The 25706-nt window shown below is 46.7% G+C and carries 41 protein-coding genes; all 41 read left to right on the top strand.

Going from position 1 to position 25706, the window contains the following annotated elements; genetic code table 11:
- Nucleotides 1-89: 89 nt before the first annotated feature.
- The 41 genes from fusA to KNO96_RS13500 all read left to right on the top strand — a co-directional run bounded on the left by fusA (nucleotide 90) and on the right by KNO96_RS13500 (nucleotide 25354).
- Entirely contained in the window at nucleotides 90-2168 is a 2079-nt protein-coding gene (gene fusA, locus KNO96_RS13700; protein ID WP_214704375.1) for an elongation factor G, read from the top strand.
- Between the two features lie 113 nt (nucleotides 2169-2281).
- Nucleotides 2282-3469, top strand: a complete 1188-nt coding sequence (tuf, locus tag KNO96_RS13695) for an elongation factor Tu (protein WP_026824829.1) — start codon at nucleotides 2282-2284, stop codon at nucleotides 3467-3469.
- 108 nt (nucleotides 3470-3577) lie between these two features.
- Nucleotides 3578-4087 carry a hypothetical protein gene (locus tag KNO96_RS13690; RefSeq protein ID WP_214704374.1) on the top strand — a complete coding sequence of 170 codons (510 nt, stop codon included), beginning with the start codon at nucleotides 3578-3580 and terminating at the stop codon, nucleotides 4085-4087.
- Between the two features lie 377 nt (nucleotides 4088-4464).
- Nucleotides 4465-4773, top strand: coding sequence for a 30S ribosomal protein S10 (gene rpsJ / locus KNO96_RS13685; protein WP_026824831.1), 309 nt, complete (start codon nucleotides 4465-4467; stop codon nucleotides 4771-4773).
- A 61-nt stretch (nucleotides 4774-4834) separates the two neighbouring features.
- Entirely contained in the window at nucleotides 4835-5461 is a 627-nt protein-coding gene (gene rplC / locus KNO96_RS13680; RefSeq protein ID WP_026824832.1) for a 50S ribosomal protein L3, read from the top strand.
- Nucleotides 5462-5489: 28 nt separating this feature from the next.
- Complete coding sequence (rplD, locus tag KNO96_RS13675; protein WP_026824833.1) at nucleotides 5490-6113, top strand: 50S ribosomal protein L4; 624 nt, start codon at nucleotides 5490-5492, stop codon at nucleotides 6111-6113.
- Entirely contained in the window at nucleotides 6113-6394 is a 282-nt protein-coding gene (gene rplW, locus KNO96_RS13670; RefSeq protein ID WP_026824834.1) for a 50S ribosomal protein L23, read from the top strand. Before rplD ends, rplW begins: the two co-directional genes overlap by 1 nt.
- A 34-nt stretch (nucleotides 6395-6428) precedes the next feature.
- Nucleotides 6429-7259 carry a 50S ribosomal protein L2 gene (rplB, locus tag KNO96_RS13665; protein WP_026824835.1) on the top strand — a complete coding sequence of 277 codons (831 nt, stop codon included), beginning with the start codon at nucleotides 6429-6431 and terminating at the stop codon, nucleotides 7257-7259.
- Between the two features lie 66 nt (nucleotides 7260-7325).
- Entirely contained in the window at nucleotides 7326-7601 is a 276-nt protein-coding gene (gene rpsS / locus KNO96_RS13660; RefSeq protein ID WP_026824836.1) for a 30S ribosomal protein S19, read from the top strand.
- A 20-nt stretch (nucleotides 7602-7621) separates the two neighbouring features.
- Entirely contained in the window at nucleotides 7622-7954 is a 333-nt protein-coding gene (gene rplV, locus KNO96_RS13655; RefSeq protein WP_024372186.1) for a 50S ribosomal protein L22, read from the top strand.
- Nucleotides 7955-7967: 13 nt separating this feature from the next.
- The gene (gene rpsC, locus KNO96_RS13650) at nucleotides 7968-8627 is read left to right on the top strand and encodes a 30S ribosomal protein S3 (RefSeq protein WP_026824837.1); all 660 of its coding nucleotides are present in this window, start codon (nucleotides 7968-7970) and stop codon (nucleotides 8625-8627) included.
- Between the two features lie 32 nt (nucleotides 8628-8659).
- On the top strand, nucleotides 8660-9097 hold the full coding sequence (rplP, locus tag KNO96_RS13645) for a 50S ribosomal protein L16 (RefSeq protein WP_012727670.1): 438 nt from the start codon (nucleotides 8660-8662) through the stop codon (nucleotides 9095-9097).
- The gene (gene rpmC, locus KNO96_RS13640; protein WP_026824838.1) at nucleotides 9084-9287 is read left to right on the top strand and encodes a 50S ribosomal protein L29; all 204 of its coding nucleotides are present in this window, start codon (nucleotides 9084-9086) and stop codon (nucleotides 9285-9287) included. The genes rplP and rpmC overlap by 14 nt, the downstream gene beginning before the upstream one ends.
- A 32-nt stretch (nucleotides 9288-9319) precedes the next feature.
- Entirely contained in the window at nucleotides 9320-9580 is a 261-nt protein-coding gene (gene rpsQ, locus KNO96_RS13635) for a 30S ribosomal protein S17 (RefSeq protein ID WP_012727668.1), read from the top strand.
- Nucleotides 9581-9624: 44 nt separating this feature from the next.
- Nucleotides 9625-9993, top strand: a complete 369-nt coding sequence (gene rplN / locus KNO96_RS13630) for a 50S ribosomal protein L14 (RefSeq protein ID WP_026824839.1) — start codon at nucleotides 9625-9627, stop codon at nucleotides 9991-9993.
- Between the two features lie 36 nt (nucleotides 9994-10029).
- Nucleotides 10030-10338, top strand: coding sequence for a 50S ribosomal protein L24 (rplX, locus tag KNO96_RS13625; protein WP_026824840.1), 309 nt, complete (start codon nucleotides 10030-10032; stop codon nucleotides 10336-10338).
- 32 nt (nucleotides 10339-10370) lie between these two features.
- Nucleotides 10371-10910, top strand: a complete 540-nt coding sequence (gene rplE, locus KNO96_RS13620; RefSeq protein WP_026824841.1) for a 50S ribosomal protein L5 — start codon at nucleotides 10371-10373, stop codon at nucleotides 10908-10910.
- Nucleotides 10911-10930: 20 nt separating this feature from the next.
- Entirely contained in the window at nucleotides 10931-11200 is a 270-nt protein-coding gene (gene rpsN / locus KNO96_RS13615) for a 30S ribosomal protein S14 (protein WP_012727664.1), read from the top strand.
- A gap of 31 nt (nucleotides 11201-11231) precedes the next feature.
- Complete coding sequence (gene rpsH, locus KNO96_RS13610; RefSeq protein WP_026824842.1) at nucleotides 11232-11630, top strand: 30S ribosomal protein S8; 399 nt, start codon at nucleotides 11232-11234, stop codon at nucleotides 11628-11630.
- A 33-nt stretch (nucleotides 11631-11663) separates the two neighbouring features.
- Entirely contained in the window at nucleotides 11664-12203 is a 540-nt protein-coding gene (gene rplF, locus KNO96_RS13605) for a 50S ribosomal protein L6 (RefSeq protein WP_026824843.1), read from the top strand.
- A gap of 34 nt (nucleotides 12204-12237) precedes the next feature.
- Nucleotides 12238-12600, top strand: a complete 363-nt coding sequence (gene rplR, locus KNO96_RS13600; RefSeq protein WP_012727661.1) for a 50S ribosomal protein L18 — start codon at nucleotides 12238-12240, stop codon at nucleotides 12598-12600.
- Between the two features lie 20 nt (nucleotides 12601-12620).
- Nucleotides 12621-13121 (top strand): 30S ribosomal protein S5, encoded by a 501-nt coding sequence (rpsE, locus tag KNO96_RS13595; RefSeq protein ID WP_012727660.1) that lies wholly within the window; start codon nucleotides 12621-12623, stop codon nucleotides 13119-13121.
- A gap of 15 nt (nucleotides 13122-13136) precedes the next feature.
- Complete coding sequence (gene rpmD / locus KNO96_RS13590) at nucleotides 13137-13322, top strand: 50S ribosomal protein L30 (RefSeq protein ID WP_012727659.1); 186 nt, start codon at nucleotides 13137-13139, stop codon at nucleotides 13320-13322.
- Between the two features lie 31 nt (nucleotides 13323-13353).
- Nucleotides 13354-13794 carry a 50S ribosomal protein L15 gene (rplO, locus tag KNO96_RS13585; RefSeq protein ID WP_012727658.1) on the top strand — a complete coding sequence of 147 codons (441 nt, stop codon included), beginning with the start codon at nucleotides 13354-13356 and terminating at the stop codon, nucleotides 13792-13794.
- Nucleotides 13794-15083, top strand: coding sequence for a preprotein translocase subunit SecY (gene secY / locus KNO96_RS13580; RefSeq protein WP_026824844.1), 1290 nt, complete (start codon nucleotides 13794-13796; stop codon nucleotides 15081-15083). The genes rplO and secY overlap by 1 nt, the downstream gene beginning before the upstream one ends.
- A 79-nt stretch (nucleotides 15084-15162) precedes the next feature.
- Complete coding sequence (locus tag KNO96_RS13575; RefSeq protein WP_026824845.1) at nucleotides 15163-15813, top strand: adenylate kinase; 651 nt, start codon at nucleotides 15163-15165, stop codon at nucleotides 15811-15813.
- A complete protein-coding gene (map, locus tag KNO96_RS13570) occupies nucleotides 15810-16568 on the top strand; it encodes a type I methionyl aminopeptidase (RefSeq protein WP_026824846.1) in 759 nt (252 codons plus the stop codon). Before KNO96_RS13575 ends, map begins: the two co-directional genes overlap by 4 nt.
- A 105-nt stretch (nucleotides 16569-16673) precedes the next feature.
- A complete protein-coding gene (gene infA, locus KNO96_RS13565; RefSeq protein WP_021066622.1) occupies nucleotides 16674-16892 on the top strand; it encodes a translation initiation factor IF-1 in 219 nt (72 codons plus the stop codon).
- 30 nt (nucleotides 16893-16922) lie between these two features.
- Nucleotides 16923-17036 (top strand): 50S ribosomal protein L36, encoded by a 114-nt coding sequence (gene rpmJ / locus KNO96_RS13560; RefSeq protein WP_003156543.1) that lies wholly within the window; start codon nucleotides 16923-16925, stop codon nucleotides 17034-17036.
- A 19-nt stretch (nucleotides 17037-17055) separates the two neighbouring features.
- Nucleotides 17056-17421, top strand: a complete 366-nt coding sequence (rpsM, locus tag KNO96_RS13555; RefSeq protein ID WP_012727653.1) for a 30S ribosomal protein S13 — start codon at nucleotides 17056-17058, stop codon at nucleotides 17419-17421.
- Nucleotides 17422-17437: 16 nt separating this feature from the next.
- Nucleotides 17438-17833 (top strand): 30S ribosomal protein S11, encoded by a 396-nt coding sequence (gene rpsK / locus KNO96_RS13550; protein WP_021066624.1) that lies wholly within the window; start codon nucleotides 17438-17440, stop codon nucleotides 17831-17833.
- A gap of 92 nt (nucleotides 17834-17925) precedes the next feature.
- Nucleotides 17926-18870: a DNA-directed RNA polymerase subunit alpha gene (locus tag KNO96_RS13545; protein WP_026824847.1), complete on the top strand. Its 945-nt coding sequence runs from the start codon at nucleotides 17926-17928 to the stop codon at nucleotides 18868-18870.
- A 24-nt stretch (nucleotides 18871-18894) separates the two neighbouring features.
- Complete coding sequence (gene rplQ / locus KNO96_RS13540) at nucleotides 18895-19248, top strand: 50S ribosomal protein L17 (RefSeq protein WP_012727650.1); 354 nt, start codon at nucleotides 18895-18897, stop codon at nucleotides 19246-19248.
- Between the two features lie 69 nt (nucleotides 19249-19317).
- Complete coding sequence (locus KNO96_RS13535; RefSeq protein ID WP_214704372.1) at nucleotides 19318-20154, top strand: energy-coupling factor transporter ATPase; 837 nt, start codon at nucleotides 19318-19320, stop codon at nucleotides 20152-20154.
- Nucleotides 20130-21008: an energy-coupling factor transporter ATPase gene (locus tag KNO96_RS13530; RefSeq protein WP_026824849.1), complete on the top strand. Its 879-nt coding sequence runs from the start codon at nucleotides 20130-20132 to the stop codon at nucleotides 21006-21008. The genes KNO96_RS13535 and KNO96_RS13530 overlap by 25 nt, the downstream gene beginning before the upstream one ends.
- Complete coding sequence (locus KNO96_RS13525; protein WP_026824850.1) at nucleotides 21005-21796, top strand: energy-coupling factor transporter transmembrane component T family protein; 792 nt, start codon at nucleotides 21005-21007, stop codon at nucleotides 21794-21796. The genes KNO96_RS13530 and KNO96_RS13525 overlap by 4 nt, the downstream gene beginning before the upstream one ends.
- Complete coding sequence (gene truA / locus KNO96_RS13520) at nucleotides 21793-22533, top strand: tRNA pseudouridine(38-40) synthase TruA (RefSeq protein ID WP_214704369.1); 741 nt, start codon at nucleotides 21793-21795, stop codon at nucleotides 22531-22533. Before KNO96_RS13525 ends, truA begins: the two co-directional genes overlap by 4 nt.
- A gap of 143 nt (nucleotides 22534-22676) precedes the next feature.
- A complete protein-coding gene (gene rplM / locus KNO96_RS13515; RefSeq protein ID WP_026824852.1) occupies nucleotides 22677-23114 on the top strand; it encodes a 50S ribosomal protein L13 in 438 nt (145 codons plus the stop codon).
- A gap of 25 nt (nucleotides 23115-23139) precedes the next feature.
- Nucleotides 23140-23532 (top strand): 30S ribosomal protein S9, encoded by a 393-nt coding sequence (rpsI, locus tag KNO96_RS13510; protein ID WP_012727644.1) that lies wholly within the window; start codon nucleotides 23140-23142, stop codon nucleotides 23530-23532.
- 134 nt (nucleotides 23533-23666) lie between these two features.
- Complete coding sequence (locus KNO96_RS13505) at nucleotides 23667-24698, top strand: P-loop NTPase (protein ID WP_214704367.1); 1032 nt, start codon at nucleotides 23667-23669, stop codon at nucleotides 24696-24698.
- Nucleotides 24699-24733: 35 nt separating this feature from the next.
- Nucleotides 24734-25354, top strand: coding sequence for a KinB-signaling pathway activation protein (locus tag KNO96_RS13500; protein WP_235181820.1), 621 nt, complete (start codon nucleotides 24734-24736; stop codon nucleotides 25352-25354).
- Nucleotides 25355-25706 lie beyond the last annotated feature (352 nt).

Here is a 25706-nt window from a genome sequence, read left to right as displayed (position 1 = left end):
CAAGCGTGGCTTAACGGAGTGGCTTTCGGGTATAATCATATCGTGTGCCAACACACGAAAATCAAATATGCGGAAGGAGAATACCCAGTATGGCAAGAGAATTCTCCCTAAAGAATACTCGTAACATCGGGATCATGGCTCACATCGATGCCGGTAAAACGACAACAACTGAACGTATTCTTTATTACACAGGTCGTATCCATAAAATTGGTGAAACGCACGAAGGTGCTTCACAAATGGACTGGATGGAGCAGGAGCAAGAGCGTGGTATCACGATCACTTCGGCTGCGACAACTGCACAGTGGAATGGTCACCGTGTAAACATCATCGATACACCTGGACACGTAGACTTCACAGTAGAAGTTGAACGTTCACTTCGCGTACTTGATGGTGCTGTTGCTGTACTTGACGCTCAGTCAGGTGTAGAACCACAAACAGAAACTGTATGGCGTCAAGCGACGACATATGGTGTACCACGTGTCGTATTCGTCAACAAGATGGATAAAATCGGCGCAGACTTCTTGTACTCTGTGAAGACGCTTCATGAGCGCCTTAATGCGAACGCATACGCGATTCAACTCCCAATCGGAGCAGAGGACAACTTCAAAGGGATCATCGATCTCGTTGAAATGAAGACTTACATGTACAACAACGACCTCGGTACTGACATCGAAGTGATTGATGGCTTCCCAGCTGACATGGCTGACCAAGCTGAAGAACTTCGCGGTCAATTGATCGAAGGTGTTGCTGACTTCAACGAAGAATTGATGATGAAGTACCTTGAAGGTGAAGAAATTTCAATTGAAGAATTGAAAGCTGCGATCCGTCAAGCGACACTTAGCGTTGAATTCTACCCTGTACTCGTTGGTTCTGCCTTCAAGAACAAAGGTGTTCAGCTTATGCTTAACGCCGTTGTTGATTACCTCCCATCACCAGTTGATGTCGAGTCAATCAAAGGGATCAACCTCGATACAGAAGAAGAAATCACACGTGAGCCTTCTGATGAAGCTCCATTCTCAGCACTTGCGTTCAAAGTTATGACTGACCCTTACGTCGGTAAATTGACGTTCTTCCGCGTGTACTCTGGTACAGCTGAAGCAGGATCATACGTGAAGAACTCGACTAAAGGGAAGCGTGAGCGTCTCGGTCGTATCCTTCAAATGCACGCAAACAGCCGTGAAGAGATTCCAATGGTATTCGCTGGTGACATCGCCGCTGCTGTTGGTTTCAAAGACACGACTACTGGTGACACGCTTTGTACTGAGAAAGATAACATCGTTCTCGAGTCAATGACGTTCCCAGAACCAGTTATCTCGGTTGCAATCGAGCCTAAATCGAAAGCAGACCAAGATAAAATGGGTCAAGCTCTTGCGAAACTCGCAGAAGAAGATCCAACATTCCGCACTGAAACAAACCCTGAGACTGGTCAAACGATCATCTCTGGTATGGGTGAGCTTCACCTTGACATCCTCGTTGACCGTATGCGTCGCGAATTCAAAGTAGAAGCTAACGTTGGTGCACCACAAGTTGCTTACCGTGAAACAATCCGTGGCGCTGCGAAGATCGATTCGAAATTCGTTCGTCAGTCTGGTGGACGCGGTCAGTACGGTCACGTTGTCGTAGAATTCGAGCCGAACGAAGAAGGCGCTGGATTCGAGTTCGTGAACAAGATCGTCGGTGGTGTTGTACCACGTGAATACGTCCCAGCTGTTCAAAACGGGATTGAAGAAGCTCTCGAAAACGGTATCCTCGCTGGTTACCCAGTAGTAGACGTTAAAGCTCGTCTCGTATTCGGATCGTACCACGATGTCGACTCGAACGAGATGGCGTTTAAAGTTGCTGCTTCGATGGCGGTTAAACAACTTAAGGACCAAGCGAAAGCTGTTATCCTTGAGCCAATGATGCGTGTTGAAGTTGTTATCCCAGAAGAATACATGGGTGACATCATGGGTGACGTTACGTCACGCCGTGGACGCGTAGAAGGTATGGAAGCTCGCGGTAACGCTCAAGTCGTTAAAGCGATGATTCCACTTTCTGAAATGTTCGGTTACGCAACATCACTTCGTTCACGTACGCAAGGACGTGGAACGTACTCGATGCACTTCGATCATTACGAAGAAGTACCGAAATCAATTGCTGAAGAAATCGTCAAAAAAGCGAACGGCTAATAACGGTTGTATCGCTAGATTGATTGTTGTAAGCTAAGGAGGACGTATGTTAAAAGTAACCTACGTCTTCCTAGTTAAATAAAACTAATCGTTTAATAGAGGAGGAATCTAGAATGGGTAAAGAAAAATTCGACCGTTCTAAGCCGCACGTTAACATTGGTACAATTGGCCACGTTGACCACGGTAAAACAACTTTGACTGCAGCAATCTCTGCTGTACTTTCACGTGCACAAGGTAAAACAGCTACTAAGTTTGACCAAATCGATGGTGCTCCAGAAGAGCGCGAACGCGGTATCACAATCGCAACAGCTCACATCGAGTACGAAACTGAAAAGCGTCACTACGCACACGTTGACTGCCCAGGACACGCTGACTATGTTAAAAACATGATCACTGGTGCTGCTCAAATGGACGGAGCAATCCTCGTTGTATCTGCAACAGATGGCCCAATGCCACAAACACGTGAGCACATCCTTCTTTCACGTCAAGTAGGTGTTCCTTACATCGTAGTCTTCATGAACAAAGTTGACATGGTAGACGATGAAGAGCTCCTCGAACTCGTTGAAATGGAAATCCGTGAACTTCTTTCTGAATATGACTTCCCAGGCGACGACCTCCCTGTAATCAAAGGTTCTGCACTTGGCGCACTTAACGGTGAAGCTCAGTGGGAAGAAAAAGTTATGGAACTCATGAACGCTGTTGATGAGTACATCCCAGAACCAGTTCGTGACACTGATAAAGACTTCATGATGCCTGTTGAGGACGTATTCTCAATCACTGGTCGTGGTACTGTAGCGACTGGTCGTGTTGAGCGTGGTGTTCTCCGCGTCAACGACGAAGTTGAAATCGTTGGTCTTACAGAAGAAACTAAGAAAACTGTATGTACTGGTGTAGAGATGTTCCGTAAGCTTCTCGACTACGCTGAAGCTGGCGACAACATCGGTGCACTTCTCCGTGGTGTATCACGTGAGGACATCGAGCGTGGACAAGTACTTGCTAAGCCAGGTTCAATCACACCACACTCTAAATTCAAAGCATCAATCTATGTTCTTTCTAAAGAAGAGGGTGGCCGTCACACGCCATTCTTCGCGAACTACCGCCCGCAGTTCTACTTCCGTACAACTGACGTAACAGGTATCGTTCACCTTCCAGAAGGTACTGAAATGGTAATGCCAGGAGACAACATCGAGTTGACGGTCGAATTGATTTCTACAATCGCGATCGAAGACGGTACACGTTTCTCTATCCGTGAGGGTGGCCGTACTGTAGGTGCTGGTTCAGTAACAGAAATCATCGAGTAATCGATTGACTCATCTGAACAACTTCAAGCAGTCCGCAATATGCGGGCTGCTTTTTTGTGTTTTCATGATGACATGGTAAGATGAGGCATACGAGAAAGGAGTGACGTCATGCTGAAGCAATTGGAGACAATTTGTCGCCTGAATGGGATTGAGTATCGCATCGGTGGCTCACAACTGTTAAAGCATCATGGCATCGTCGAGGTAACGAATGACATCGATGTCTTTGTTGAACCGGATCAGTTTGAAAAGATCGATTGCATACTAAGTCGCGCCGGGGAGAAGAAAACCTCTGACCCGCACGAGGCATACGTAACCACCTACTTTGGAGAGTACGTATTCGAGAGAACGGATGTGGACGTCATGTCTAGTTTCCGGATGAAGTGCACAGACGGAATCTATACGCATCCTTTCATTGAACCAGATGGGCAATGGATGCACCTAGAGGAGTGGGTCGTCCTTTACACGGTCATCGGGCGTGAGGATAAACTAGCGTCATTGGTCAGTTATTTCAAGACAAACTCTATTAATGAAGGAATTGTCAAAGACTGTTTGAAACGAGCCCCGCAATCGGTCATAGAAGAGGTAACAGAGCGGTTTGGCGGGTTAATGAAACGCTAGGTAGAGTTGACATGGGAGTTCGTTTGAAAAATAGTTCAATAAAAGAATGAATTTTTACTTGCAAAAGCTCGTAAATCTTGTTACATTAGGGAACGTTGAGCAACTCATCAGACAACCGGCGACTTCAAAAATCTAATCTTGCATTCCATGACCAGATTAGATATAATGATTAAGTGTTTGTGCGAGTGGTGAGAGACTTTATAGCAGAACATGGGTCCAATCGTTGATTTGCAATGATCGGATGCCTCTGCTGACACAAGCACGCTGCGTTGAAGCGGGAGGTTATGACACGCCAGGCAGCATTGCCATGGCCGGTGTGGAAATTTCCGCGGAGAATTGTCTATTTTTAAAGTAGGCGACAAAGGAGGGAAATAAACATGGCAAATGAAAAAATTCGTATTCGTTTAAAAGCATATGACCATCGCGTTCTCGATCAATCAGCTGAGAAAATCGTTGAAACTGCGAAGCGTTCAGGTGCAAAGGTATCGGGTCCAATCCCGCTCCCAACTGAAAAATCGATTTACACGATCCTTCGTGCGGTCCACAAGTACAAAGATGCTCGTGAGCAGTTCGAAATGCGTACACACAAACGCTTGATCGACATCGTAAACCCAACACCGAAAACAGTCGATTCGCTTATGCGTCTCGAGTTACCATCAGGTGTAGACATCGAAATCAAACTTTAATTCTTCATATAGTAGATACTAGCCAGAAGAGACAATTAATTATTAACAGGAGGTGTATCTCATGGCTAAAGGAATCTTAGGAACAAAACTTGGTATGACTCAAATCTTCAACGAAGCAGGCGAAGTTGTACCGGTAACAGTAGTTGCTGTCGAAGGTAACGTCGTTCTTCAACTTAAAACAGTTGATACAGACGGTTACGAAGCAGTTCAACTTGGTTTCGGAGACATCAAAGAATCACGTCAAAACAAACCATCAAAAGGTCACGCTGCGAAAGCAAACGCGACACCTAAGCGCTTCATCAAAGAAGTTCGTACTTCAGTAGAAGGATACGAAATCGGTCAAGAGATTAAGGCAGACATTTTCGCTGCAGGTGAATTAGTAGACGTTACAGGTACATCGAAAGGTAAAGGATTCCAAGGTGCGATCAAGCGTCACGGACAATCACGTGGACCAATGGCTCACGGTTCGCGCTACCACCGTCGTCCTGGTTCGATGGGTCCTGTCGCTCCTAACCGCGTATTCAAAGGGAAACTTCTTCCTGGTCAAATGGGTGGAGAGCGTAAAACAATTCAAAACCTTGAAATCGTTAAAGTTGATGTGGAACGCGGCCTTCTCCTCGTGAAAGGTGCTATTCCAGGCGCTCGTAAATCGAACGTTATCATCAAAACAGCGGTCAAAGGTAACTAATTAACTGCACGGAAAGGAGGAATTACGAATGCCTAAAGTAGCTTTGCTTAACCAAACAGGTTCACAAGTTGGCGAAATCGAATTGGCAGAAGCCATCTTCGGAATCGAGCCAAACGAATCAGTACTTTACGACGCAATCGTCATGCAACAAGCATCACGCCGTCAAGGTACTCACGATACGAAAGGTCGCTCGGAAGTACGCGGTGGCGGCCGTAAACCATGGAAACAAAAGGGAACTGGTCGTGCGCGCCAAGGTTCTATCCGCTCACCACAATGGGTTGGTGGTGGTACAGTCTTCGGTCCAACACCACGTTCATACTCTTACAAACTTCCTAAGAAAGTTCGTCGTTTAGCACTTCTCTCGGCACTTTCGTCGAAAGTACAAAACAACGAATTCATCGTCCTCGAAGGCCTTGCTTTCGATGCACCAAAAACAAAAGATATGGCTGCTGTACTCAACAGCTTATCAGTAGAACGTAAGGCTCTTGTAGTCACAGCGGACTACAATGAGACTATCGCTCTCGCAGCTCGTAACATCCCAGGAGTGACTGTGATCGACGCAGCAGGCGTAAACGTTCTTGACCTCGTTGCTAACGACAAAGTCATCTTCACTAAAGATGCGGTTGCGAAGGTAGAGGAGGTGCTTGCATAATGGCACAAGCATACGATATCATCAAACGTCCGATCATTACTGAACGTTCAGTTAGCCTCATGGAAGCTAACAAATACGTTTTCGAAATCGACGTAAAAGCGACTAAATCGCAAGTAAAACACGCTATCGAAACAATCTTCAACGTGAAAGTTGCTTCGGTAAACACAATGAACTACAAACCGAAAGCGAAACGTGTCGGTCGTCACGCTGGTTACACAGCTCGCCGTAAAAAAGCGATTGTAACTCTTGCTGAAGGCAACACAATCGACTTCCTCGGTTAATTAACTACCTTAGAAGAAAAGGAGGGAATCCTCGATGGCAATCAAAAAGTTTAAGCCGACCACTAACGGTCGTCGTAACATGACATCTCTTGATTTTGCAGAGATTACAACGAATCGCCCTGAAAAATCGTTAACTGAAAAGCTTTCGAAAAAAGGCGGACGTAACAACCAAGGTCGCTTGACTGTTCGTCACCAAGGTGGCGGTCACAAGCGTAAATACCGTATCATCGATTTCAAACGTAACAAAGATGGCGTTGCAGGACGTGTGTCAACGATCGAATACGATCCAAACCGTTCAGCTAACATCGCACTCATCAACTATGTAGATGGTGAGAAACGTTACATCCTCGCTCCTAAGGGCATCAAAGTGGGCATGGAAATCATGTCTGGTCCTGAAGCGGATATTAAAGTGGGGAACGCTCTTCCACTCGTAAACATCCCTGTCGGTACAACAATCCACAACATCGAGCTTAAGCCTGGTAAAGGCGGTCAGCTAGTTCGTGCGGCTGGTGCATCGGCACAAATCCAAGGACGTGACGGCAAGTACGTCATCGTTCGTCTTCAATCAGGTGAATCACGTTTGTTCCTCGGCACTTGCCGCGCGACAATCGGTTCAGTTGGTAACGAAGAACACGAACTCGTAAACATCGGTAAAGCAGGACGTTCACGTTGGTTAGGCAAACGCCCAACAGTACGTGGTTCTGTAATGAACCCGGTTGATCACCCACACGGTGGTGGTGAAGGTCGTGCGCCAATCGGTCGTACGGGCCCACTTACTCCTTGGGGTAAACCAGCTCTTGGTCTTAAAACTCGTAAGAAAAACAAATCGAGCGACATGTACATCCTTCGTCGCCGTAAGAAATAATTACTACATGATTCTCGGGCGGTTCGAAAGGGCCGTTCCCGAATCATTCCAAAGGGAGGTTCTAACATGGGTCGCAGCTTGAAAAAAGGTCCATTCGCAGATCACCACTTGCTCGCTAAAGTTGATAAAATCAACGAATCTGGTGAGAAGCAAGTCATCAAAACTTGGTCACGTCGCTCGACGATCTTCCCAGAATTCATGGGTCACACGTTCGGTGTACACGATGGTCGTAAACACGTACCAGTATTCGTGACAGAAGACATGGTTGGTCACAAACTTGGTGAATTCGCTCCAACACGCACGTACAAAGGTCACGGATCAGACAAGAAAACGAAACGGTAATTTGAGGGGAGGTCAAATCCATGCAAGCTAAAGCATCAGCTAATATGGTCCGTCTTGCTCCTCGCAAAGCACGTCTCGTTGTAGACTTAATTCGCGGGAAACAAGTCGGCGAAGCGCTCTCTGTCCTTGCTCACACAAACAAGGCAGCATCGCCAGTCGTTGAGAAAGTATTAAAATCAGCGATTGCTAACGCAGAGCACAACTACGATATGAACATTGAGAACCTTGTTGTAACAGAAGCTTTTGTCAACGAAGGTCCAACACTCAAACGCTTCCGCCCACGTGCGATGGGTCGCGCAAGCCGCATTAACAAACGCACAAGCCACATCCACATCGTGGTAACTGAGAAATAAGGAGGGATATGTAGTGGGTCAAAAGGTAAATCCGCACGGTCTTCGCGTTGGTGTTATCAAAGACTGGGATTCGCGTTGGTACGCTGAGAAAGACTACGCTGATCTCCTTCATGAAGACTTCGTTATTCGTGAATACATCGAAAACAAAATGAAGGATGCTAGTGTTTCTAAAGTTGAAATCGAACGCGCTGCAAACCGCGTGAACATTTCGCTTCACACTGCGAAGCCAGGTATGGTAATCGGTAAAGGTGGTTCTGAAATCGAATCACTCCGTAAACACATCACAAAACTCGCTGACGGGAAACGCGTTCACATCAACGTTGTTGAAGTGAAAAATGCTGACGCTGTAGCGAAGCTTGTAGCAGAAAACATTGCTCGTCAATTGGAAGGTCGTGTATCATTCCGTCGTGCAATGAAACAATCAATTCAACGTTCGATGCGCACAGGCATCAAAGGGATCAAAACAGAAGTTTCTGGTCGTCTTGGTGGCGCTGATATCGCTCGTTCAGAGAAATACTCGGAAGGAACAGTTCCACTTCACACACTCCGTGCCGACATCGACTACGGAACAGCTGAAGCTGACACAACTTACGGTAAAATCGGCGTAAAAGTTTGGTTATACCACGGTGAAGTTCTTCCAACAAAAAACAATACAGCGAAAAACGCTGAATAATAAACACTCTTTCAGGAAGGAGGCAACACACTATGTTGTTACCTAAACGCGTGAAATATCGTCGTGTACACCGTGGTAAAATGCGCGGGAACGCTAAACGCGGCACAACTGTACACTTCGGTGAGTTCGGTCTCCAAGCTCTCGAAGCGAGCTGGATTACAAACCGTCAAATCGAATCAGCACGTATTGCAATGACACGTTATATGAAACGTGGTGGTAAAGTGTGGATCAAGATCTTCCCACACAAACCTTACACTAAAAAGCCTCTCGAAGTCCGAATGGGTTCGGGTAAAGGTGCTCCAGAAGGCTGGGTAGCTGTAGTTAAGCCTGGCAAAGTAATGTTCGAAATCGCAGGTGTATCTGAGGAAGTGGCACGTGAGGCACTTCGTCTTGCATCGCACAAACTTCCAGTGAAATGTAAGTTCGTGAAACGTGAAGAAAATGGTGGTGATACGAATGAAAGCAACTGATCTCCGTCAATCAACAACTGAAGAGCTCAACGGTAAAGTGGGCGAGTGGAAAGAAGAACTCTTTAACCTGCGCTTCCAACTTGCTACAGGTCAGCTTGAGAATCCTGCTCGTATCCGTGAAGTACGCAAGTCGATTGCGCGTGCTAAAACGATTCTTCGTGAACGCGAACTCGGCATCAACAACGCCTAATTACATCGGATTCTTGAGAGGAGGTAACACTCATGGAACGCAACAACCGTAAAGTGTTCACTGGTCGCGTCGTGTCTGACAAAATGGACAAAACGATCGTCGTCGCAGTAGAAACAAAGGTTCGTCATAAACTTTATGGCAAACGTGTAAACTACACGAAAAAATATAAAGCACACGATGAGAACAACGTCGCTAAAGTGGGCGATATCGTTCGCATCGCGGAAACACGTCCTCTTTCTAAAGACAAACGTTTCCGTCTTGTAACAGTAGTAGAAGAATCAGTAATCATCTAATAACAGTTCGGATTTATTAAACATCCGGAGGGAGGTACACTCGCATGATTCAACAAGAATCTCGCTTGAAAGTAGCAGACAACTCTGGCGCGCGTGAACTGTTGACAATTAAGGTTCTCGGTGGTTCTGGTCGTAAGACTGCAAACATCGGTGACGTTATCGTCGCAACGGTAAAACAAGCAACACCAGGTGGCGTTGTTAAAAAAGGTGACGTTGTCAGAGCAGTTGTCGTTCGTACAAAACGCGGCGCTCGTCGTAAAGATGGTTCGTACATCCGTTTCGATGAGAACGCAGCAGTCATTATCAAAGATGACAAGAGCCCACGCGGCACACGGATCTTCGGGCCAGTTGCACGTGAACTTCGTGAAAAAGAATTCATGAAGATCGTTTCGTTGGCACCGGAAGTACTTTAATTTCCAATTTCAATCCTATAAGGAGGTGCGCAAACGATGCATGTTAAAAAAGGCGATACAGTCCAGGTAATGTCTGGTAAAGATAAAGGCAAGCAAGGGGTTATCCTCAAAGCTATGCCAAGCAAGAACCGCGTATTGGTTGAAGGTGTAAACGTGATGAAAAAACACGCGAAACCATCACAAGCGAATCCACAAGGCGGGATCCTTGAGATCGAAGCACCAATTCACGTCTCGAACGTAATGCCACTCGACCCTAAAACTGGCAAACCAACTCGTGTTGGTTTCAAAGTAGTCGATGGTAAAAAAGTTCGTGTCGCGAAATCGGGCGAAGTACTCGATAAATAAGAAGAACGTGACGAAAGGAGGTCCATTCGACTATGAACCGTTTGCAAGAGAAGTATAAAAGCGACATCGTGAAAGCGATGATGGATAAATTCAACTATGACTCAGTCATGCAAGTACCGAAAATCGAAAAGATCGTCATCAACATGGGTGTAGGTGATGCTGTTTCGAACTCGAAAGCACTTGACATGGCAGTGGAAGAATTATCAATTCTTTCTGGTCAAAAACCACTCGTAACGAAAGCGAAGAAATCAATCGCTGGTTTCAAGCTTCGTGAAGGTATGCCAATCGGTGCGAAGGTTACACTTCGTGGCGAGCGTATGTACGATTTCCTCGACAAATTGGTAACTGTTTCACTTCCACGTGTACGTGACTTCCGCGGTGTATCGAAGAAAGCATTCGACGGACGCGGTAACTACACGCTTGGCGTGAAAGAGCAACTTATTTTCCCTGAGATCGATTACGATAAAGTATCTAAAGTACGCGGTATGGACATCGTTGTTGTTACAACAGCAAACACAGACGAAGAAGCACGTGAATTACTCACACTTCTCGGTATGCCATTCCAAAAATAATCTAAAGGGAGGTCGACAACATGGCTAAAAAGTCAATGGTGAATCGCGAACTTAAACGCGAGAAACTCGTTGCCCAGTACGCTGAAAAGCGTGCGAAGTTGAAAGCTGAAGGCGATTATATCGGACTCAGCAAATTGCCACGTAACTCGTCACCTGTACGCTTGCACAACCGTTGCAGCATCACAGGTCGTCCGCATGGTTACATGGGTAAATTCGGGATCAGCCGTATCAAGTTCCGTGATCTTGCATACAAAGGTCAAATCCCTGGTGTTAAAAAAGCAAGCTGGTAATCCACTAACAGTGTGAAAGGAGGTACATCGCATGGTAATGACAGACCCTATTGCAGATATGCTTACACGTATCCGTAACGCTAACATGGTTCGCCATGAAAAAATGGAGCTCCCAGCTTCGAACATTAAACGTGAGATCGCTGAAATCCTTAAGCGTGAAGGTTTCATTCGCGATGTTGAATATATCGAGGACGCTAAACAAGGTACACTTCGTCTTTTCCTTAAATATGGAGCAAGCAACGAACGTGTAATCACTGGTCTCAAACGTATTTCGAAACCAGGTCTTCGTGTATACGCAAAAGCTGATGAAGTACCAAAAGTACTCGGAGGACTCGGAATCGCAGTTCTTTCGACATCTAAAGGTCTTATGACTGATAAAGAAGCTCGCCAACAACAAGTCGGCGGCGAAGTGCTCGCCTACATCTGGTAAGTCACTTTTCTAACAAGAACGGAGGTGTAATCAATGTCACGTATTGGTAAAAAACCAGTTACGATTCCTGCTGGCGTTACTGTAACAGTTGCTAATGACAACACGGTCACAGTAAAAGGTGCTAAAGGTGAACTTTCGCTTTCAGCTAACCCGGCATTGGAAATCAAAATTGAAGAGAACGAATTGACGGTTGTTCGTCCAGACGAATCGAAAGAAAGCCGTACAATTCACGGTACGACACGTGCCCTTATTGCCAACATGGTACAAGGTGTGTCGAACGGATTCCAAAAAACACTTGAGATCTCGGGGGTTGGTTACCGTGCTACGAAGCAAGGTAACAAACTCGTCCTCAACCTCGGTTACTCGCACCCAATCGAGTACGTTGCTGAGGAAGGTATCGAAATCGAAGTTCCTTCAAACACGCAAATCATCGTAAAAGGGATTAACAAAGAGCGCGTCGGTCACGTTGCTGCTCAAATCCGCTCGTACCGTGCTCCAGAACCTTACAAAGGTAAAGGTGTTCGTTACTCTGATGAACGTATTCGCCGTAAAGAAGGTAAGACTGGTAAGTAATTCGTCACGAAATGAACGGAAAGGAGTGGCATAAATGATCACAAAAGCAGATAAAAATGCAGTTCGTAAAAAGCGTCATGCTCGCGTACGTCGTACGATCACGGGGACGGCAGCTCGTCCACGTTTGAACGTATTCCGTTCGAGCAAACACATTTACGTTCAACTTATCGATGACGCGGCACAAACAACGCTTGTGTCTGCATCTTCGAAAGATAAAGCTCTCGATCTTACAAATGGCGGTAACGTTGAAGCAGCGAAAGCTGTTGGTAAACTTGCTGCAGAACGTGCACTCGAGAAAGGTATCGACACAGTTGTGTTCGACCGTGGTGGATACCTCTATCATGGCCGCGTCAAAGCTGTTGCAGAAGCAGCTCGTGAAGCAGGTCTTAAATTCTAATAAAAAGGAGGGGACACTCGATGCGCCAGTTAGACGTTAACATGGAACAACTTGAAGAACGCGTTGTTACCGTAAACCGCGTCGCGAAAGTCGTAAAAGGTGGCCGCCGCTTCCGTTTTGCTGCTCTCGTAGTCGTAGGTGACAAAAATGGTCACGTCGGTTTCGGTACAGGTAAGGCACAAGAGGTGCCAGAAGCGATTCGCAAGGCTATTGAAGCCGCTAAGAAAAACATGGTACAAGTACCTATGGTTGGTACAACAATTCCACACGAAATCACAGGAGTATTCGGAGCAGGTCGTGTATTCATGAAACCAGCTTCTGAAGGTACTGGGGTTATCGCTGGTGGTCCAGTTCGTGCGGTGCTCGAACTTGCAGGTGTAGGTGACATCCTTTCGAAATCGTTAGGTTCAAACACACCGATCAACATCGTCCGTGCGACGGTTCAAGGCTTGACAGAGCTCAAAAAAGCAGAGGAAGTTGCTAAACTACGTGGTAAAAGCGTAGAAGAACTTCTTAACTAAGGGAGGGAACTAGACATGGCGAAACTCGCAATCACCCTCACACGCAGCACTATTGGTCGTCCGGAAGGTCAGCGTGTTACTGTACGTACACTCGGTCTTCGTAAAATGCATCAAACGGTCGTTGTCCCTGACAACGTCGCGATGCGCGGTATGATCAACAAAGTGTCGCACCTTGTGACTGTAAAAGAAATCAACGAATAATAAAGATTTTAATAAATAAGGAGGTGCCACTATGAAACTCCATGAATTGAAGCCAACTCCAGGTTCACGTCACGAACGTAACCGTGTCGGTCGCGGAATGGCGACTGGTAACGGTAAAACTTCTGGTCGTGGACACAAAGGTCAAAAAGCTCGTTCGGGCGGTGGCGTTCGTCCAGGATTTGAAGGTGGACAAAATCCACTTTACCGTCGTCTTCCAAAACGCGGTTTCAACAACCCAACTCGTAAAGAGTATGCGGTTGTTTCCCTAGACACGCTTAACCGTTTCGAAGCAGGTACTGAAGTTACTCCAGAACTCTTAATTGAGACTGGTGTTGTCAGCTCTGCTAAAGACGGAATCAAAGTTCTTGCCAACGGCAAGCTTGAAACTAAATTGACTGTAAAAGCCAACAAGTTCTCGGGTGCAGCGAAAGAAGCGATCGAAGCAGCTGGCGGTACAGTTGAGGTGATCTGATGTTTCAGACGATCTCCAATATGTGGCGCGTGAAAGATATTCGACAGCGTATTCTCTTCACACTCGCAATCATCATCATTTTCCGCATCGGGGCTCATATCCCGGTGCCGATGGTGAATACGGATGTGTTGCGTTTTGACTCAGGAGGTCTTCTTGACTTCTTGAACTTGTTTGGAGGAAATGCTTTACAGAACTTCTCCTTGTTCGCAATGGGGATCATGCCGTACATCACGGCATCGATCGTTGTGCAACTTTTACAAATGGACGTCGTTCCAAAGTTTGCCGAATGGGCCAAACAAGGAGAGGCGGGCCGTAAAAAGTTAGCGACGGTCACGCGCTATGGGACGATCATCTTAGGCTTTGTTCAAGCGACATCATTGTCGTTTGGATTTAACCGCCTGTACCCAGGTCTCGTCAATGAGACATGGGGAACGGCAACTTACTTTGTGATCGCGATTGTACTCACTGCGGGTACAGCGTTCTTGATGTTCCTTGGTGAAATGACAACGGAGAAAGGTGTTGGGAATGGTATTTCCATCATCATCTTCGCGGGTATCGTCGCCGGGTTCCCAAGAATCTTTACGCAGGTTTATGAAACAAAACTCCAAAACGCTGGAGATGCATTGTTCATTAATATCGTTTACTTGGTTGTATTGGCCCTTGTGATTTTGGCCGTGACGGTTGGGATCATTTATGTTCAACAAGCGGCACGCAAAATCCCAATCCAATATGCAAAACGCACGGCAAACCGTACCCCAGTGGGCGGACAGTCGACGCACTTGCCAATCAAGCTAAACGCAGCAGGTGTTATCCCGGTAATCTTCGCGATTTCCTTCATGGTAACACCGCCAACTGTTGCAAGCTTCATTGCTTCTCCAGAGACAACGCAAAAATTACAAACGTACTTTGACACGACGGCGCCAATCGGAATGTCGATTTATGTTGCGTTAATCATTGCGTTCTCTTACTTCTATACATTTGTTCAGGTGAATCCAGAGCAGATGGCAGAAAACTTGCAGAAGCAAGGTGGTTATATTCCTGGGATTCGTCCTGGGGCGCAAACAGAACAGTACATCACGAAGTTGCTGTATCGATTGACTTTCTTCGGAGCGATTTTCTTATCGTTCGTGGCGATCATGCCGACAATCTTCATTAAGCTTGCCGGTCTTCCAACTTCCGTTCAAATCGGAGGAACGAGCTTATTGATCGTCATCGGGGTAGCCCTCGAAACGATGAAACAAATCGAGAGTCAACTTGTAAAACGACACTATAAAGGCTTTATCCGTTAAAGCGGAAGGAAGGGTCAACCCTTCCTTCCTGTCGTGTTTACGAGATCTTCGTGAAAATCAAAACTGGAGGCTAACCGAGATGAATCTAGTACTCATGGGCTTACCGGGTGCTGGGAAAGGGACTCAAGCTGCTAAAATTGTAGAAGAGTACCAAATCCCTCACATTTCGACAGGCGACATGTTTCGTGCGGCAATCAAAGGCGGAACGCCACTCGGTAAAGAAGCTAAGTCATTCATGGATAAAGGTGAACTCGTACCGGATGAGGTAACAATCGGAATCGTACGGGAACGTCTTAGTCAAGATGACACAGAAAAAGGTTTCTTACTCGATGGATTCCCGCGTACTGTTGCTCAAGCAGAGGCACTCGAAAGTTTGCTTAAAGATTTGGGGAAACAGATTGACCACGTCGTCAACATCGATGTGGATGCGGAAATTCTCGTTCCACGCTTGACAGGTCGTTGGATCTGCCCAACGTGTGGCGCGACATATCATGTGATCTTCAACCCACCAAAAGTGGAAGGCATCTGTGATGTGGATGGGTCGGCTCTTATGCAACGTGAAGACGATAAAGAGGAAACGGTTCGCCGTCGCCTTGAAGTCAACATCGAGCAATCGAAACCACTCATTGACTTTTACGCTGAAAAAGGGTATCTTCGTACATTGGATGGAGATCGTCCAATCGATGTCGTGTATGCCGATGTCAAAGCATTACTTGGTGATACTGAATGATCATCACGAAGACGCCTCGTGAAATTGCGATTATGCGTGAGGCTGGGCAAATTGTTGCTCGAACGCACCAGGTGCTCAAACAGCACATTAAACCAGGAATCACGACGCTTGAGCTCGACCGGATTGCGGAAGATTACATTCGCAGCCAAGGTGCGACACCATCGTTCAAAGGCTACAACGGTTTTACCGGTAGTGTTTGTGCTTCGGTGAACGAAGAGCTTGTTCATGGTATTCCAGGAAAACGGGTATTGAAAGATGGAGATATCATCTCAATCGATATCGGTGCCTACTACAATGGATATCATGGAGATTCCGCTTGGACTTATCCAGTGGGAACAATCTCAGAAGAGACACAGCGGCTACTTGACGTAACCGAAGAAAGTCTGTATAAAGGATTGGAGCACGCCAAGGCTGGAGGGCGATTGACAGATATTTCGCATGCGATTCAAGCATATGTTGAATCAAATGATTTCTCTGTCGTCCGCGAATACGTCGGTCATGGTGTTGGACAAGATTTGCATGAAGAGCCGCAAATTCCACACTATGGTCCACCGGGGAAAGGGCCGCGCCTGAAGACTGGGATGACGTTAGCCATTGAACCAATGGTGAACGCTGGTCAACGCTATGTTCGAACACTGACTGATAACTGGACAGTTGTCACAGTGGACGGTAGCATGTGCGCCCACTTTGAGCACACCATCGCCATCACAGACGATGGATACGAGATTTTAACGAAACTCGATTCCGGTGAATGAGGCTCTATTGTTCCATACTGATCCGTCATGGATCCTTCTCTCACAGTAGATGGCAATAGATCGTCTGTGCTCCTAAAGATTTTCATATAGAAAGGGGAATAAATGATGGCGAAACAAGATGTCATTGAAGTGGAAGGCACTGTTGTCGAACCACTTCCGAACGCAATGTTTAAAGTGGAGTTAGAAAACGGCCACACGGTGCTCGCGCACGTCTCAGGGAAAATTCGGATGCACTACATTCGGATCCTTCCAGGTGACCGCGTAACTGTTGAGTTGTCTCCATACGACTTGACTCGCGGGCGGATTACGTACCGTTATAAGTAACTCCGATTTTTCCAGGAGGAGGGTATACTCATGAAAGTAAGACCGTCGGTAAAACCGATTTGCGAAAAATGTAAAGTCATTCGTCGTAAGGGTAAAGTAATGGTAATTTGCGAAAACCCGAAACACAAACAAAAACAAGGTTAATTTCAGAGGAGGTGCACACATGGCACGTATTGCTGGTGTAGATATTCCACGCGAAAAACGTATCGTTATTTCGCTCACATACATCTATGGTATTGGTAAAACAAAAGCACAAGAAATTTTGAAGGCAGCTAACGTTTCTGAAGAGACACGCACACGCGACCTTACTGAAGATGAACTCAACCGTATCCGTGAAGCAATTGACGGAATCAAAGTTGAAGGTGACCTTCGTCGTGAAGTTTCACTTAACATCAAACGTTTGATCGAGATCGGCGCATACCGCGGTATCCGTCATCGCCGTAGTCTCCCTGTTCGCGGTCAAAACACGAAGAACAACTCGCGTACTCGTAAAGGCCCACGCCGTACAGTAGCGAACAAGAAGAAGTAAAGGAGGGAATTGAACAATGGCGAAACGTAAGCAAAACGTACGTTCTAAACGTAAAGTTAAAAAACATGTTGAAGTCGGTGTGGTACACATCCGTTCTACATTCAACAACACAATCATCACAATCACTGACACGCAAGGTAACGCGATCTCATGGGCTACTTCTGGTAACCTTGGATTTAAAGGATCACGTAAATCGACTCCATTCGCAGCACAATTGGCTGCTGAAACTGCAGCGAAAGTTGCAATGGACAACGGTATGCGTACAGTAGAAGTTAACGTTAAAGGTCCTGGTGCTGGACGTGAAGCGGCTATCCGTGCACTCCAAGCTACTGGTCTTGAAGTTACTGCAATCCGTGACGTAACTCCAGTTCCGCACAACGGTTGCCGCCCTCCGAAACGTCGCCGCGTATAATCGCTTGAACGTGTGAAGGGTTTACCTAGCACGACAGCATATACTTTAGCAGTTCAAACTGCACGGCAGGATATACTCAAGGAGGGGTTCAGATGATCGAGATTGAAAAACCAAAGATCGAAACGGTCGAAATCAGCGAGGACGCTACGTTTGGTAAATTCGTAGTAGAACCGCTTGAACGTGGATATGGCACTACTCTCGGTAACTCACTACGTCGAATTCTATTGTCATCGCTCCCAGGTGCAGCGGTAACAGCGGTTCAAATCGATGGCGTGCTTCACGAGTTCTCTACGATTGACGGTGTCGTCGAAGACGTCACTCAAATCGTACTAAACCTCAAGAAGTTAGCACTAAAAGTGTACTCGGAAGAAGAGAAAACGCTTGAGATTAACGTTTCAAGTGCCGGTGCTGTCACTGCGGCAGACATTACCCATGATAGCGACGTTGAAATCTTGAATCCTGAGCTCTACATCGCGACTCTCGCTGACAATGCGACGCTTCGCATGCGTTTGACTGCTCGCCGTGGTCGTGGTTACGTCCAGGCAGAAGATAACAAACGTGATGATATGCCGATTGGTGTCATTCCAATCGATTCGATCTATACACCGATTCAACGCGTGAACTACGAAGTAGACAAAACACGTGTCGGTCAAGACGCTAGCTTCGATAAGCTTTTATTAGACGTGTGGACAGATGGTTCAATTCGTCCGGAAGAAGCTGTATCATTAGGGGCTAAAATTTTGACGGAACACTTGAACATCTTCGTTGGTTTGACAGATGAAGCTCTCAATGCAGAAATTATGGTCGAGAAAGAAGAAGACCAAAAAGAAAAAGTACTCGAAATGACGATTGAAGAACTCGATCTCTCAGTTCGTTCGTACAACTGCTTGAAGCGCGCTGGCATCAACACTGTTCAAGAACTCGCAAACAAATCAGAGGAAGAGATGATGAAAGTTCGTAACCTCGGACGTAAATCACTCGAAGAAGTTCAACACAAGTTGGACGAACTCGGTTTGGGCTTGCGTAAAGAAGACTAAGTTCAACCGAAGGAGGGAAATGTAATGGCTTATTCGAAACTTGGCCGTACAAGCTCGCAACGCAAGGCGCTTTTGCGTGATCTTGCAACTGACCTAATCATCAACGAGCGCATTCAAACAACTGAACAAAAAGCGAAAGAACTTCGCCCAGTCGTTGAAAAATTGATCACTCTTGGGAAACGTGGCGATCTTCATGCCCGTCGTCAAGTAGCTTCATTCGTTCGTAAAGAGAACGCTGGAGAAAAAGACGCTATCCAAAAATTGTTCGAAGACGTGGCACCACGCTACGCTGAACGTCAAGGTGGATACACGCGCATCATGAAAGTCGGCCCACGCCGCGGTGATGGTGCAGAAGTTGTAATCATCGAACTCGTCTAATTCATTAGGCAGTCGACAGGGCATGCGGTGACGTAGTGCCCTGTTTCCACATAAGAAAGGAGTCGACCTATGGAAGCACAAATTATGGTACGGGATGTCGTATTTCATTACCCTGGACAATCTGAGCCGGCACTTAACGGTCTATCGCTCGATGTGTACAAAGGGGAATGGCTTGCGATTGTCGGCCATAATGGTTCTGGCAAGTCGACACTGACGAAATTGTGGAACGGACTTCTCATTCCTGAACAGGGGGAAGTCCACGTCGAGACACTCGATCCGTCGAACGCCGCAGACGTGTGGGACGTTCGGACGCGGATTGGGGTTGTCTTTCAAAATCCCGACAATCAATTTGTTGGGGCGACCGTGCGCGATGATGTGGCATTTTCTCTCGAAAACATGGGACTTCCACGTCAAGAAATGGTTCGTCGAATTGATGACAGTCTAGCGCGCGTTGGATTATCGGAACTAGCGGACCGTGAACCGCATCAGTTATCCGGTGGACAAAAGCAGCGCGTTGCGATAGCTGCGGCTCTCGCAATGCGCCCGCGTGTCCTCGTGCTCGATGAAGCGACCTCGATGCTCGACCCAATCGGGCGACAAGAGGTATTACAAACGGTACGACAGCTCGTCTCGGAAGGGATGACGGTTGTCGCTATTACACACGAGCTCGACGAAGTGTTGTTTGCCGACCGTATCATTGCATTATCGAAAGGTAAGATTGCGATGACCGGTACACCTGAAGACGTGTTTCAACATCCAGATGCGCTTCGTGACATCCAATTAGATGTCCCGTTTATCGTTCGGATGCAACTCGAACTGAAGGAGCGTGGCATTCCACTCGATCGTTTGATGCTACAACATTCGGAGTTGGTGAACCATCTATGCCGATACGCATTGAAGAAGTAACATATCAATATCAAATCAATACTCCGTTTGAACGAACCGCGCTGCGCGATGTGAATGTAACCATTCCGTCGGGAGCGCTTGTTGCGTTTCTTGGGCATACAGGCTCAGGGAAATCGACGCTTGTTCAACATATGAACGGATTATTACGACCGACAGACGGGCGTGTGGTAGTCGATGACATCACCGTCACACCGATTCGTTCGCGTCGTGATAAAAAGCAGAATCTCTTGCCGCTTCGGCGTCGCGTTGGGCTCGTCTTTCAATATCCCGAACATCAATTGTTTGAAGAGACGGTCGAACGCGACGTCATGTTCGGTCCGCGCAATTTTGGCGCGACAGATGCCGAAGCGAAAGAACGTGCCCATGAAGCCCTTCGACTCGTTGGTTTGGATGAATCACTTTGGGAACGTTCCCCATTTGATCTCTCGGGCGGACAAATGCGCCGTGTTGCGATTGCAGGGGTCTTGGCGAGTCGTCCTGACGTCCTTATCGTCGATGAACCGACAGCAGGTCTCGATCCGATTGGAAGACGGGATATGCTTGCCTTATTCAAACGGTTACGAGAAGAATTGAATCTGACACTTATTCTCGTTTCGCACGATATGGATGATGTGCTCGCCTATGCGGAACGCGTCGTGGTGATGGAGCGCGGCGAGGTGGCGTTTGACGGAGATCCGTTTGACCTGTTCCAAGACGAGACGCTCGTGCGACGTCTCCAGCTCGACATCCCGCACGTTTTACGATTCGCCCGCGATATGGCACCGGCTTTTGGAGAAACTGTAATTCCACTCGTACGCACTGAGAGCGAACTGGCGGATTGGGTCGCGGAACGGTTGAAAGGGGGAGCGACATGATTATCGGTCAATATATACCGGGACATTCGTGGCTCCACTCACTCGATGCACGTGCGAAGACGCTCTTCATTTTAGGGTTCATCCCGGTCGTCTTTTTAGCAGATAATTTATGGACGAACTTGTTTCTGCTGTCTTTCACGTTGTTTGTGGTCAAACTATCGCAGTTATCGTGGCGCTACTTATGGAACGGGCTACGCATGATTTTATTTTTAATCGTCTTCACATTGGTCTTGCAGTTGTTATTCAATCGTGACGGCACCCTCCTCTTCGAATTCGGACCGGTTGCAATTTATTCGGAAGGGGTTCGCATGGGCCTGATCGTCTCGCTCCGATTCTTCTATCTCGTCATGTTGACGACGCTCGTGACATTGACGACGACACCGATGGAATTAACCGACTCGATTGAAGCTGGTCTCCGGCCATTCGAACGGATTCGTGTGCCTGCCCATGAGATTGCATTAATGCTCTCCATCTCGCTCCGTTTCCTACCGACTCTTGCGGACGAGACGGACCGCATTATGAAAGCGCAACAAGCACGGGGCGTCGATTTGATGAGCGGTCCATGGAAGTCTCGATTGAAAGGAGTTATTCCGTTACTAATCCCATTATTCATCTCAGCGTTTAAGCGTGCTGAGGACCTCGCTACAGCTATGGAAGCGCGTGGCTACCGTGGGGGTGAAGGACGGACGAGATTGCGCGAGATGGAGTGGCATACGCGTGACACGATGGTGTTGTTTATCTTTGTCGTACTGACACTCATATTGTTTGGATTGAGAGGGATTGGATGAGACGAATTAAATTGACAGTTGCCTATGACGGGACCAACTATGCGGGATATCAAGTACAACCGAACGGCAATACGGTTCAGGCTGAGATTGAGACGGTGTTAGCACGCATGCATCGTCAACCGGTAAAAATCGTCGCTTCAGGTCGTACAGACGCCGGCGTCCATGCCTTAGGACAAGTGATTCACTTTGATACGTCGCTACAGATGCCTGCGGAACGATTCGTCAAAGCGCTAAACGCGATGTTGCCGGATGATATCCATGTCAAACAGGCTGAAGAGGCTGATGCTATGTTCCATGCTCGCTACGGGGCCAAGCGAAAAGAATATCGCTACTATATTCGTAAGACCGAGGACCCGTTTCGACGACACTATGCTGCGACCGTTACTTACACGCTAAACCTAGAGTCGATGCGTCAAGCAATGAAGCTGTTAGTAGGAACACATGACTTCACTTCGTTCTCAGTGACGAAGGCGGAGGTCGAGGATCGTGTTCGTACTATCTATGAAACGGAAGTGTTAGAAGTAGATGATGAGATCATATTTCGTTTCGTGGGTTCTGGCTTTTTGTACAATCAAGTGCGAATTATGGTAGGGACAGTCATCGAGATAGGGCGAGGCAAGTATGAGCCTGCCGACATCGCACAAATGTTGGAGGCGAGAGACCGCCGTATGGCGGGAATAACCGCGCCCCCGCATGGTTTATATTTGTGGAATGTGAATTATGAAAAAGTAGATTGACATTCCTTCTATAAAATCGTATTATATTCATTGGCATTTCATTTTCAAATTTAGAGATGAACCACAATCTTAGCCCCGTAAACTAGGATTATGATAAAGCATCAAAAAATTAAGTGAACAGACATTTCTAGGAGGTATTCCACATGCGCACAACATTCATGGCTAAAGCATCTGAAGTAGAACGCAAATGGCTCCTTATCGACGCAGAAGGCAAAACACTTGGTCGTTTGACTAGTGAAGTAGCTTCACTTCTTCGCGGTAAGCACAAGCCGACTTTCACACCACACGTTGATTGCGGAGACCACGTCATCATCATCAACGCTGAGAAAATCAAATTGACTGGTAACAAGTTGAATGACAAGATCTACTACCGTCATTCAGGTCATCCAGGCGGCTTGAAATCACAAACTGCAAAAGAGCTTCTCGCAAAACGTCCAGAGCGTATGCTTGAACTCGCGATCAAAGGGATGCTTCCAAAAGGATCACTCGGTCGTCAACAATTCAACAAACTCCACGTTTACGCTGGAACTGAACACAAGCATGAAGCACAAAAACCAGAAGTTTACGAACTTCGCGGTTAATCGAGACACAGGGAGGAACTAAACGATGGCAGATGTACGTTACTACGGAACAGGCCGCCGCAAACACTCGGTGGCTCGCGTTCACCTCGTTGCAGGTGACGGTAAAGTTGTTGTAAATGGCCGCGATATCTCAGAATACTTCGGTCATGAGACTTTGATCATGATGGCTAAATCACCACTCGTATTGACTGAAACAGAAGGAAAATACGATGTAATCGTTAACGTTAACGGTGGTGGATATACTGGACAAGCTGGAGCGATTCGCCACGGTGTATCACGTGCGCTTCTTCAAGCGGACCCAGAATTCCGTCCAAGCCTCAAAGAAAAAGGCTTCTTAACTCGTGACGCTCGTATGAAAGAACGTAAAAAATACGGTCTTAAAGCAGCACGTCGCGCACCACAATTCTCGAAGCGTTAATCTTCGCGGTGTGGTTCGAACTCTCCATCCTTTCGGGTGGAGAGTTTTTTGTTTGAAATAGTCGATTCCGAAGCCGTCAAGAAAACGCTTTTTTTGATATACTGATATCGAAACAGTTAGAAGGGGGAAGCGATATGCTTACAGTAGAGCAAGTACGCGAGGAATTGGCGGGGCTCGTTGATCCAACGATCAACCGAACGCTTGGAGATACAGCGGGGGTAAAAGACATCCGCATTAAAGAAGATTATGTCAGTGTAAAAGTGGCACTCGGACAAACAGGGAGCGGGGAACAGCTTCAATTACAACAAGAGATTGTCACATTGCTCAAGGGGAAAGGCTTTAAGACGGTTGGACTTCGCTTTGAAGCATTGAACGACGAAAGTTTGAAGGAAGCGACAAAGCCGGCGATTCTTCGTGAGAATTCAGGGACAACATTTATCGCCATCGCTTCAGGTAAGGGTGGGGTAGGGAAATCTACAGTGTCTGTCAACTTAGCGGTCGCGCTTGCACGAGCGGGCAAGAAGGTTGGATTGATCGATGCGGACATTTACGGATTTAGTGTTCCGGATATGCTTGGCATCGAAGAACGACCAGTTGTTCGCGGCGAAAAGATCATTCCAGTCGAGCGTTTCGGTGTGAAGGTCATTTCAATGGGCTTTTTCGTTGAAGACAATGCACCCGTTATCTGGCGTGGACCGATGCTCGGAAAAATGTTAAATAACTTCTTCAATGACGTCGAGTGGGGCGACCTAGACTATCTATTGCTCGACTTACCGCCAGGAACGGGGGATGTCGCACTTGATATCCATTCGATGCTCCCATCATGCCAGGAGTTGATTGTGACGACACCTCACGCGACAGCTGCTTTCGTTGCTGCTCGTGCTGGGGCAATGGCGATTAAAACGAACCATAAACTACTAGGTATCATTGAGAACATGGCTTATTTCGAAAGTAAACTGACAGGCGAAAAAGAATACGTATTCGGTTATGGTGGTGGAGAAAAACTATCAGAAGCACTGAAGAGTAAGTTGCTTGCTCAAATTCCGCTTGGCCAACCGTATGACAATGAAGAGGACTTCGCACCTTCTGTCTATCGGGATGGTCATCCATTTGAGCATGCGTATGACGAGTTAGCGCAAGCAGTCATTAAACAAATAGAAGGGTGAATCGGTGAGAGATGAAAGTACAAGGATTTTTACGTTTGTTTTGGACAACGCTCGTTTTTGGGACGTTGTTCGGGTTCCTTATGAACTTGTTAGCGAACCCGGGTTATTTAGTCAGTCAGTCTTGGGAGGCAATTGTCACTGCGCTTAGTTACTCGAGCACATGGACCGGGATCAGTATGATGGGCTTCTTCGCCTATTTGATCATCCATCGGGTCGGTCTTGATTTATTCCGAGGGCCACGTCTATGGAATCGCGTCCAGGTGTTGTTAATCGCCTTTGCGATCTTTGATGCCGTCTATTTACGGATGCTCGCATTTGGAAATGATCACATGTGGCGTTATATCGGCGAGATGCTTGTGTTATTAATTGTCGCTTGGGTAGTTGCTGCGAGTAAAGCGAAACAAACGAATATGAGTGCTTTCATCCCGACACTTTTCTTAATGACCGTCATTACTTTGATTGAATGGATTCCGGCCCTTCAAACAACGGATGAAATTCCATTACTCTGGCCGGCCCTTGCAACATTAGTGTTCGCGAATGCCTATCAAGTATTGATGCTTCATCGCTTTCAACAGACGGGGCAAGTCACTGAACCGGCTTCGTCTGAAGTGGCGAAGAAAAAAACGAAAAAACAGATGCCGTCTAAGTCATCATAAAATTTAATCGGTCGTGGATCGTTCTTTGTCATTTGGAGCGATTCAGCGACCGATTTTGTGTTTTGATTAAGTGGATGCAAAAAAAATAAAGTTTTTTTAGAAAAATTGTTGACGATTTTTTAGGATACTGATATATTAATAAACGTCGCTGATGTTGTTCACGCAGAAAAACATCAGGGAGTAAAAAAAATAATAAAAAGTGGTTGACTTTCATAAGTCAAATCGCTATTATTAAAAAGTCGCTAACACGACAACAATTTGGTCTTTGAAAACTGAACGATGAGGCAAAAAAAGTTTTACAATTTTTGAATGAAGCGCAAGCTTCGTCAATTTAAGAGCTATATCAAATTCT

Origin of the sequence: Exiguobacterium sp. s89 (assembly GCF_018617735.1) — a bacterium.
In the GTDB taxonomy this organism is placed as follows: domain Bacteria; phylum Bacillota; class Bacilli; order Exiguobacteriales; family Exiguobacteriaceae; genus Exiguobacterium; species Exiguobacterium marinum.
Note: the sequence above shows the minus strand (reverse complement) of the source record. Positions and strands in the feature narration are given on the sequence as shown.

Bases quoted from the DNA above. Each gene is read 5' to 3' on its own strand.
- fusA (WP_214704375.1), top strand. From the start codon at position 90: ATGGCAAGAGAATTCTCCCTAAAGAATACTCGTAACATCGGGATCATG.
- tuf (WP_026824829.1), top strand. From the start codon at position 2,282: ATGGGTAAAGAAAAATTCGACCGTTCTAAGCCGCACGTTAACATTGGT.
- KNO96_RS13690 (WP_214704374.1), top strand. From the start codon at position 3,578: ATGCTGAAGCAATTGGAGACAATTTGTCGCCTGAATGGGATTGAGTAT.
- rpsJ (WP_026824831.1), top strand. From the start codon at position 4,465: ATGGCAAATGAAAAAATTCGTATTCGTTTAAAAGCATATGACCATCGC.
- rplC (WP_026824832.1), top strand. From the start codon at position 4,835: ATGGCTAAAGGAATCTTAGGAACAAAACTTGGTATGACTCAAATCTTC.
- rplD (WP_026824833.1), top strand. From the start codon at position 5,490: ATGCCTAAAGTAGCTTTGCTTAACCAAACAGGTTCACAAGTTGGCGAA.
- rplW (WP_026824834.1), top strand. From the start codon at position 6,113: ATGGCACAAGCATACGATATCATCAAACGTCCGATCATTACTGAACGT.
- rplB (WP_026824835.1), top strand. From the start codon at position 6,429: ATGGCAATCAAAAAGTTTAAGCCGACCACTAACGGTCGTCGTAACATG.
- rpsS (WP_026824836.1), top strand. From the start codon at position 7,326: ATGGGTCGCAGCTTGAAAAAAGGTCCATTCGCAGATCACCACTTGCTC.
- rplV (WP_024372186.1), top strand. From the start codon at position 7,622: ATGCAAGCTAAAGCATCAGCTAATATGGTCCGTCTTGCTCCTCGCAAA.
- rplP (WP_012727670.1), top strand. From the start codon at position 8,660: ATGTTGTTACCTAAACGCGTGAAATATCGTCGTGTACACCGTGGTAAA.
- rpmC (WP_026824838.1), top strand. From the start codon at position 9,084: ATGAAAGCAACTGATCTCCGTCAATCAACAACTGAAGAGCTCAACGGT.
- rpsQ (WP_012727668.1), top strand. From the start codon at position 9,320: ATGGAACGCAACAACCGTAAAGTGTTCACTGGTCGCGTCGTGTCTGAC.
- rplN (WP_026824839.1), top strand. From the start codon at position 9,625: ATGATTCAACAAGAATCTCGCTTGAAAGTAGCAGACAACTCTGGCGCG.
- rplX (WP_026824840.1), top strand. From the start codon at position 10,030: ATGCATGTTAAAAAAGGCGATACAGTCCAGGTAATGTCTGGTAAAGAT.
- rplE (WP_026824841.1), top strand. From the start codon at position 10,371: ATGAACCGTTTGCAAGAGAAGTATAAAAGCGACATCGTGAAAGCGATG.
- rpsN (WP_012727664.1), top strand. From the start codon at position 10,931: ATGGCTAAAAAGTCAATGGTGAATCGCGAACTTAAACGCGAGAAACTC.
- rpsH (WP_026824842.1), top strand. From the start codon at position 11,232: ATGGTAATGACAGACCCTATTGCAGATATGCTTACACGTATCCGTAAC.
- rplF (WP_026824843.1), top strand. From the start codon at position 11,664: ATGTCACGTATTGGTAAAAAACCAGTTACGATTCCTGCTGGCGTTACT.
- rplR (WP_012727661.1), top strand. From the start codon at position 12,238: ATGATCACAAAAGCAGATAAAAATGCAGTTCGTAAAAAGCGTCATGCT.
- rpsE (WP_012727660.1), top strand. From the start codon at position 12,621: ATGCGCCAGTTAGACGTTAACATGGAACAACTTGAAGAACGCGTTGTT.
- rpmD (WP_012727659.1), top strand. From the start codon at position 13,137: ATGGCGAAACTCGCAATCACCCTCACACGCAGCACTATTGGTCGTCCG.
- rplO (WP_012727658.1), top strand. From the start codon at position 13,354: ATGAAACTCCATGAATTGAAGCCAACTCCAGGTTCACGTCACGAACGT.
- secY (WP_026824844.1), top strand. From the start codon at position 13,794: ATGTTTCAGACGATCTCCAATATGTGGCGCGTGAAAGATATTCGACAG.
- KNO96_RS13575 (WP_026824845.1), top strand. From the start codon at position 15,163: ATGAATCTAGTACTCATGGGCTTACCGGGTGCTGGGAAAGGGACTCAA.
- map (WP_026824846.1), top strand. From the start codon at position 15,810: ATGATCATCACGAAGACGCCTCGTGAAATTGCGATTATGCGTGAGGCT.
- infA (WP_021066622.1), top strand. From the start codon at position 16,674: ATGGCGAAACAAGATGTCATTGAAGTGGAAGGCACTGTTGTCGAACCA.
- rpmJ (WP_003156543.1), top strand. From the start codon at position 16,923: ATGAAAGTAAGACCGTCGGTAAAACCGATTTGCGAAAAATGTAAAGTC.
- rpsM (WP_012727653.1), top strand. From the start codon at position 17,056: ATGGCACGTATTGCTGGTGTAGATATTCCACGCGAAAAACGTATCGTT.
- rpsK (WP_021066624.1), top strand. From the start codon at position 17,438: ATGGCGAAACGTAAGCAAAACGTACGTTCTAAACGTAAAGTTAAAAAA.
- KNO96_RS13545 (WP_026824847.1), top strand. From the start codon at position 17,926: ATGATCGAGATTGAAAAACCAAAGATCGAAACGGTCGAAATCAGCGAG.
- rplQ (WP_012727650.1), top strand. From the start codon at position 18,895: ATGGCTTATTCGAAACTTGGCCGTACAAGCTCGCAACGCAAGGCGCTT.
- KNO96_RS13535 (WP_214704372.1), top strand. From the start codon at position 19,318: ATGGAAGCACAAATTATGGTACGGGATGTCGTATTTCATTACCCTGGA.
- KNO96_RS13530 (WP_026824849.1), top strand. From the start codon at position 20,130: ATGCCGATACGCATTGAAGAAGTAACATATCAATATCAAATCAATACT.
- KNO96_RS13525 (WP_026824850.1), top strand. From the start codon at position 21,005: ATGATTATCGGTCAATATATACCGGGACATTCGTGGCTCCACTCACTC.
- truA (WP_214704369.1), top strand. From the start codon at position 21,793: ATGAGACGAATTAAATTGACAGTTGCCTATGACGGGACCAACTATGCG.
- rplM (WP_026824852.1), top strand. From the start codon at position 22,677: ATGCGCACAACATTCATGGCTAAAGCATCTGAAGTAGAACGCAAATGG.
- rpsI (WP_012727644.1), top strand. From the start codon at position 23,140: ATGGCAGATGTACGTTACTACGGAACAGGCCGCCGCAAACACTCGGTG.
- KNO96_RS13505 (WP_214704367.1), top strand. From the start codon at position 23,667: ATGCTTACAGTAGAGCAAGTACGCGAGGAATTGGCGGGGCTCGTTGAT.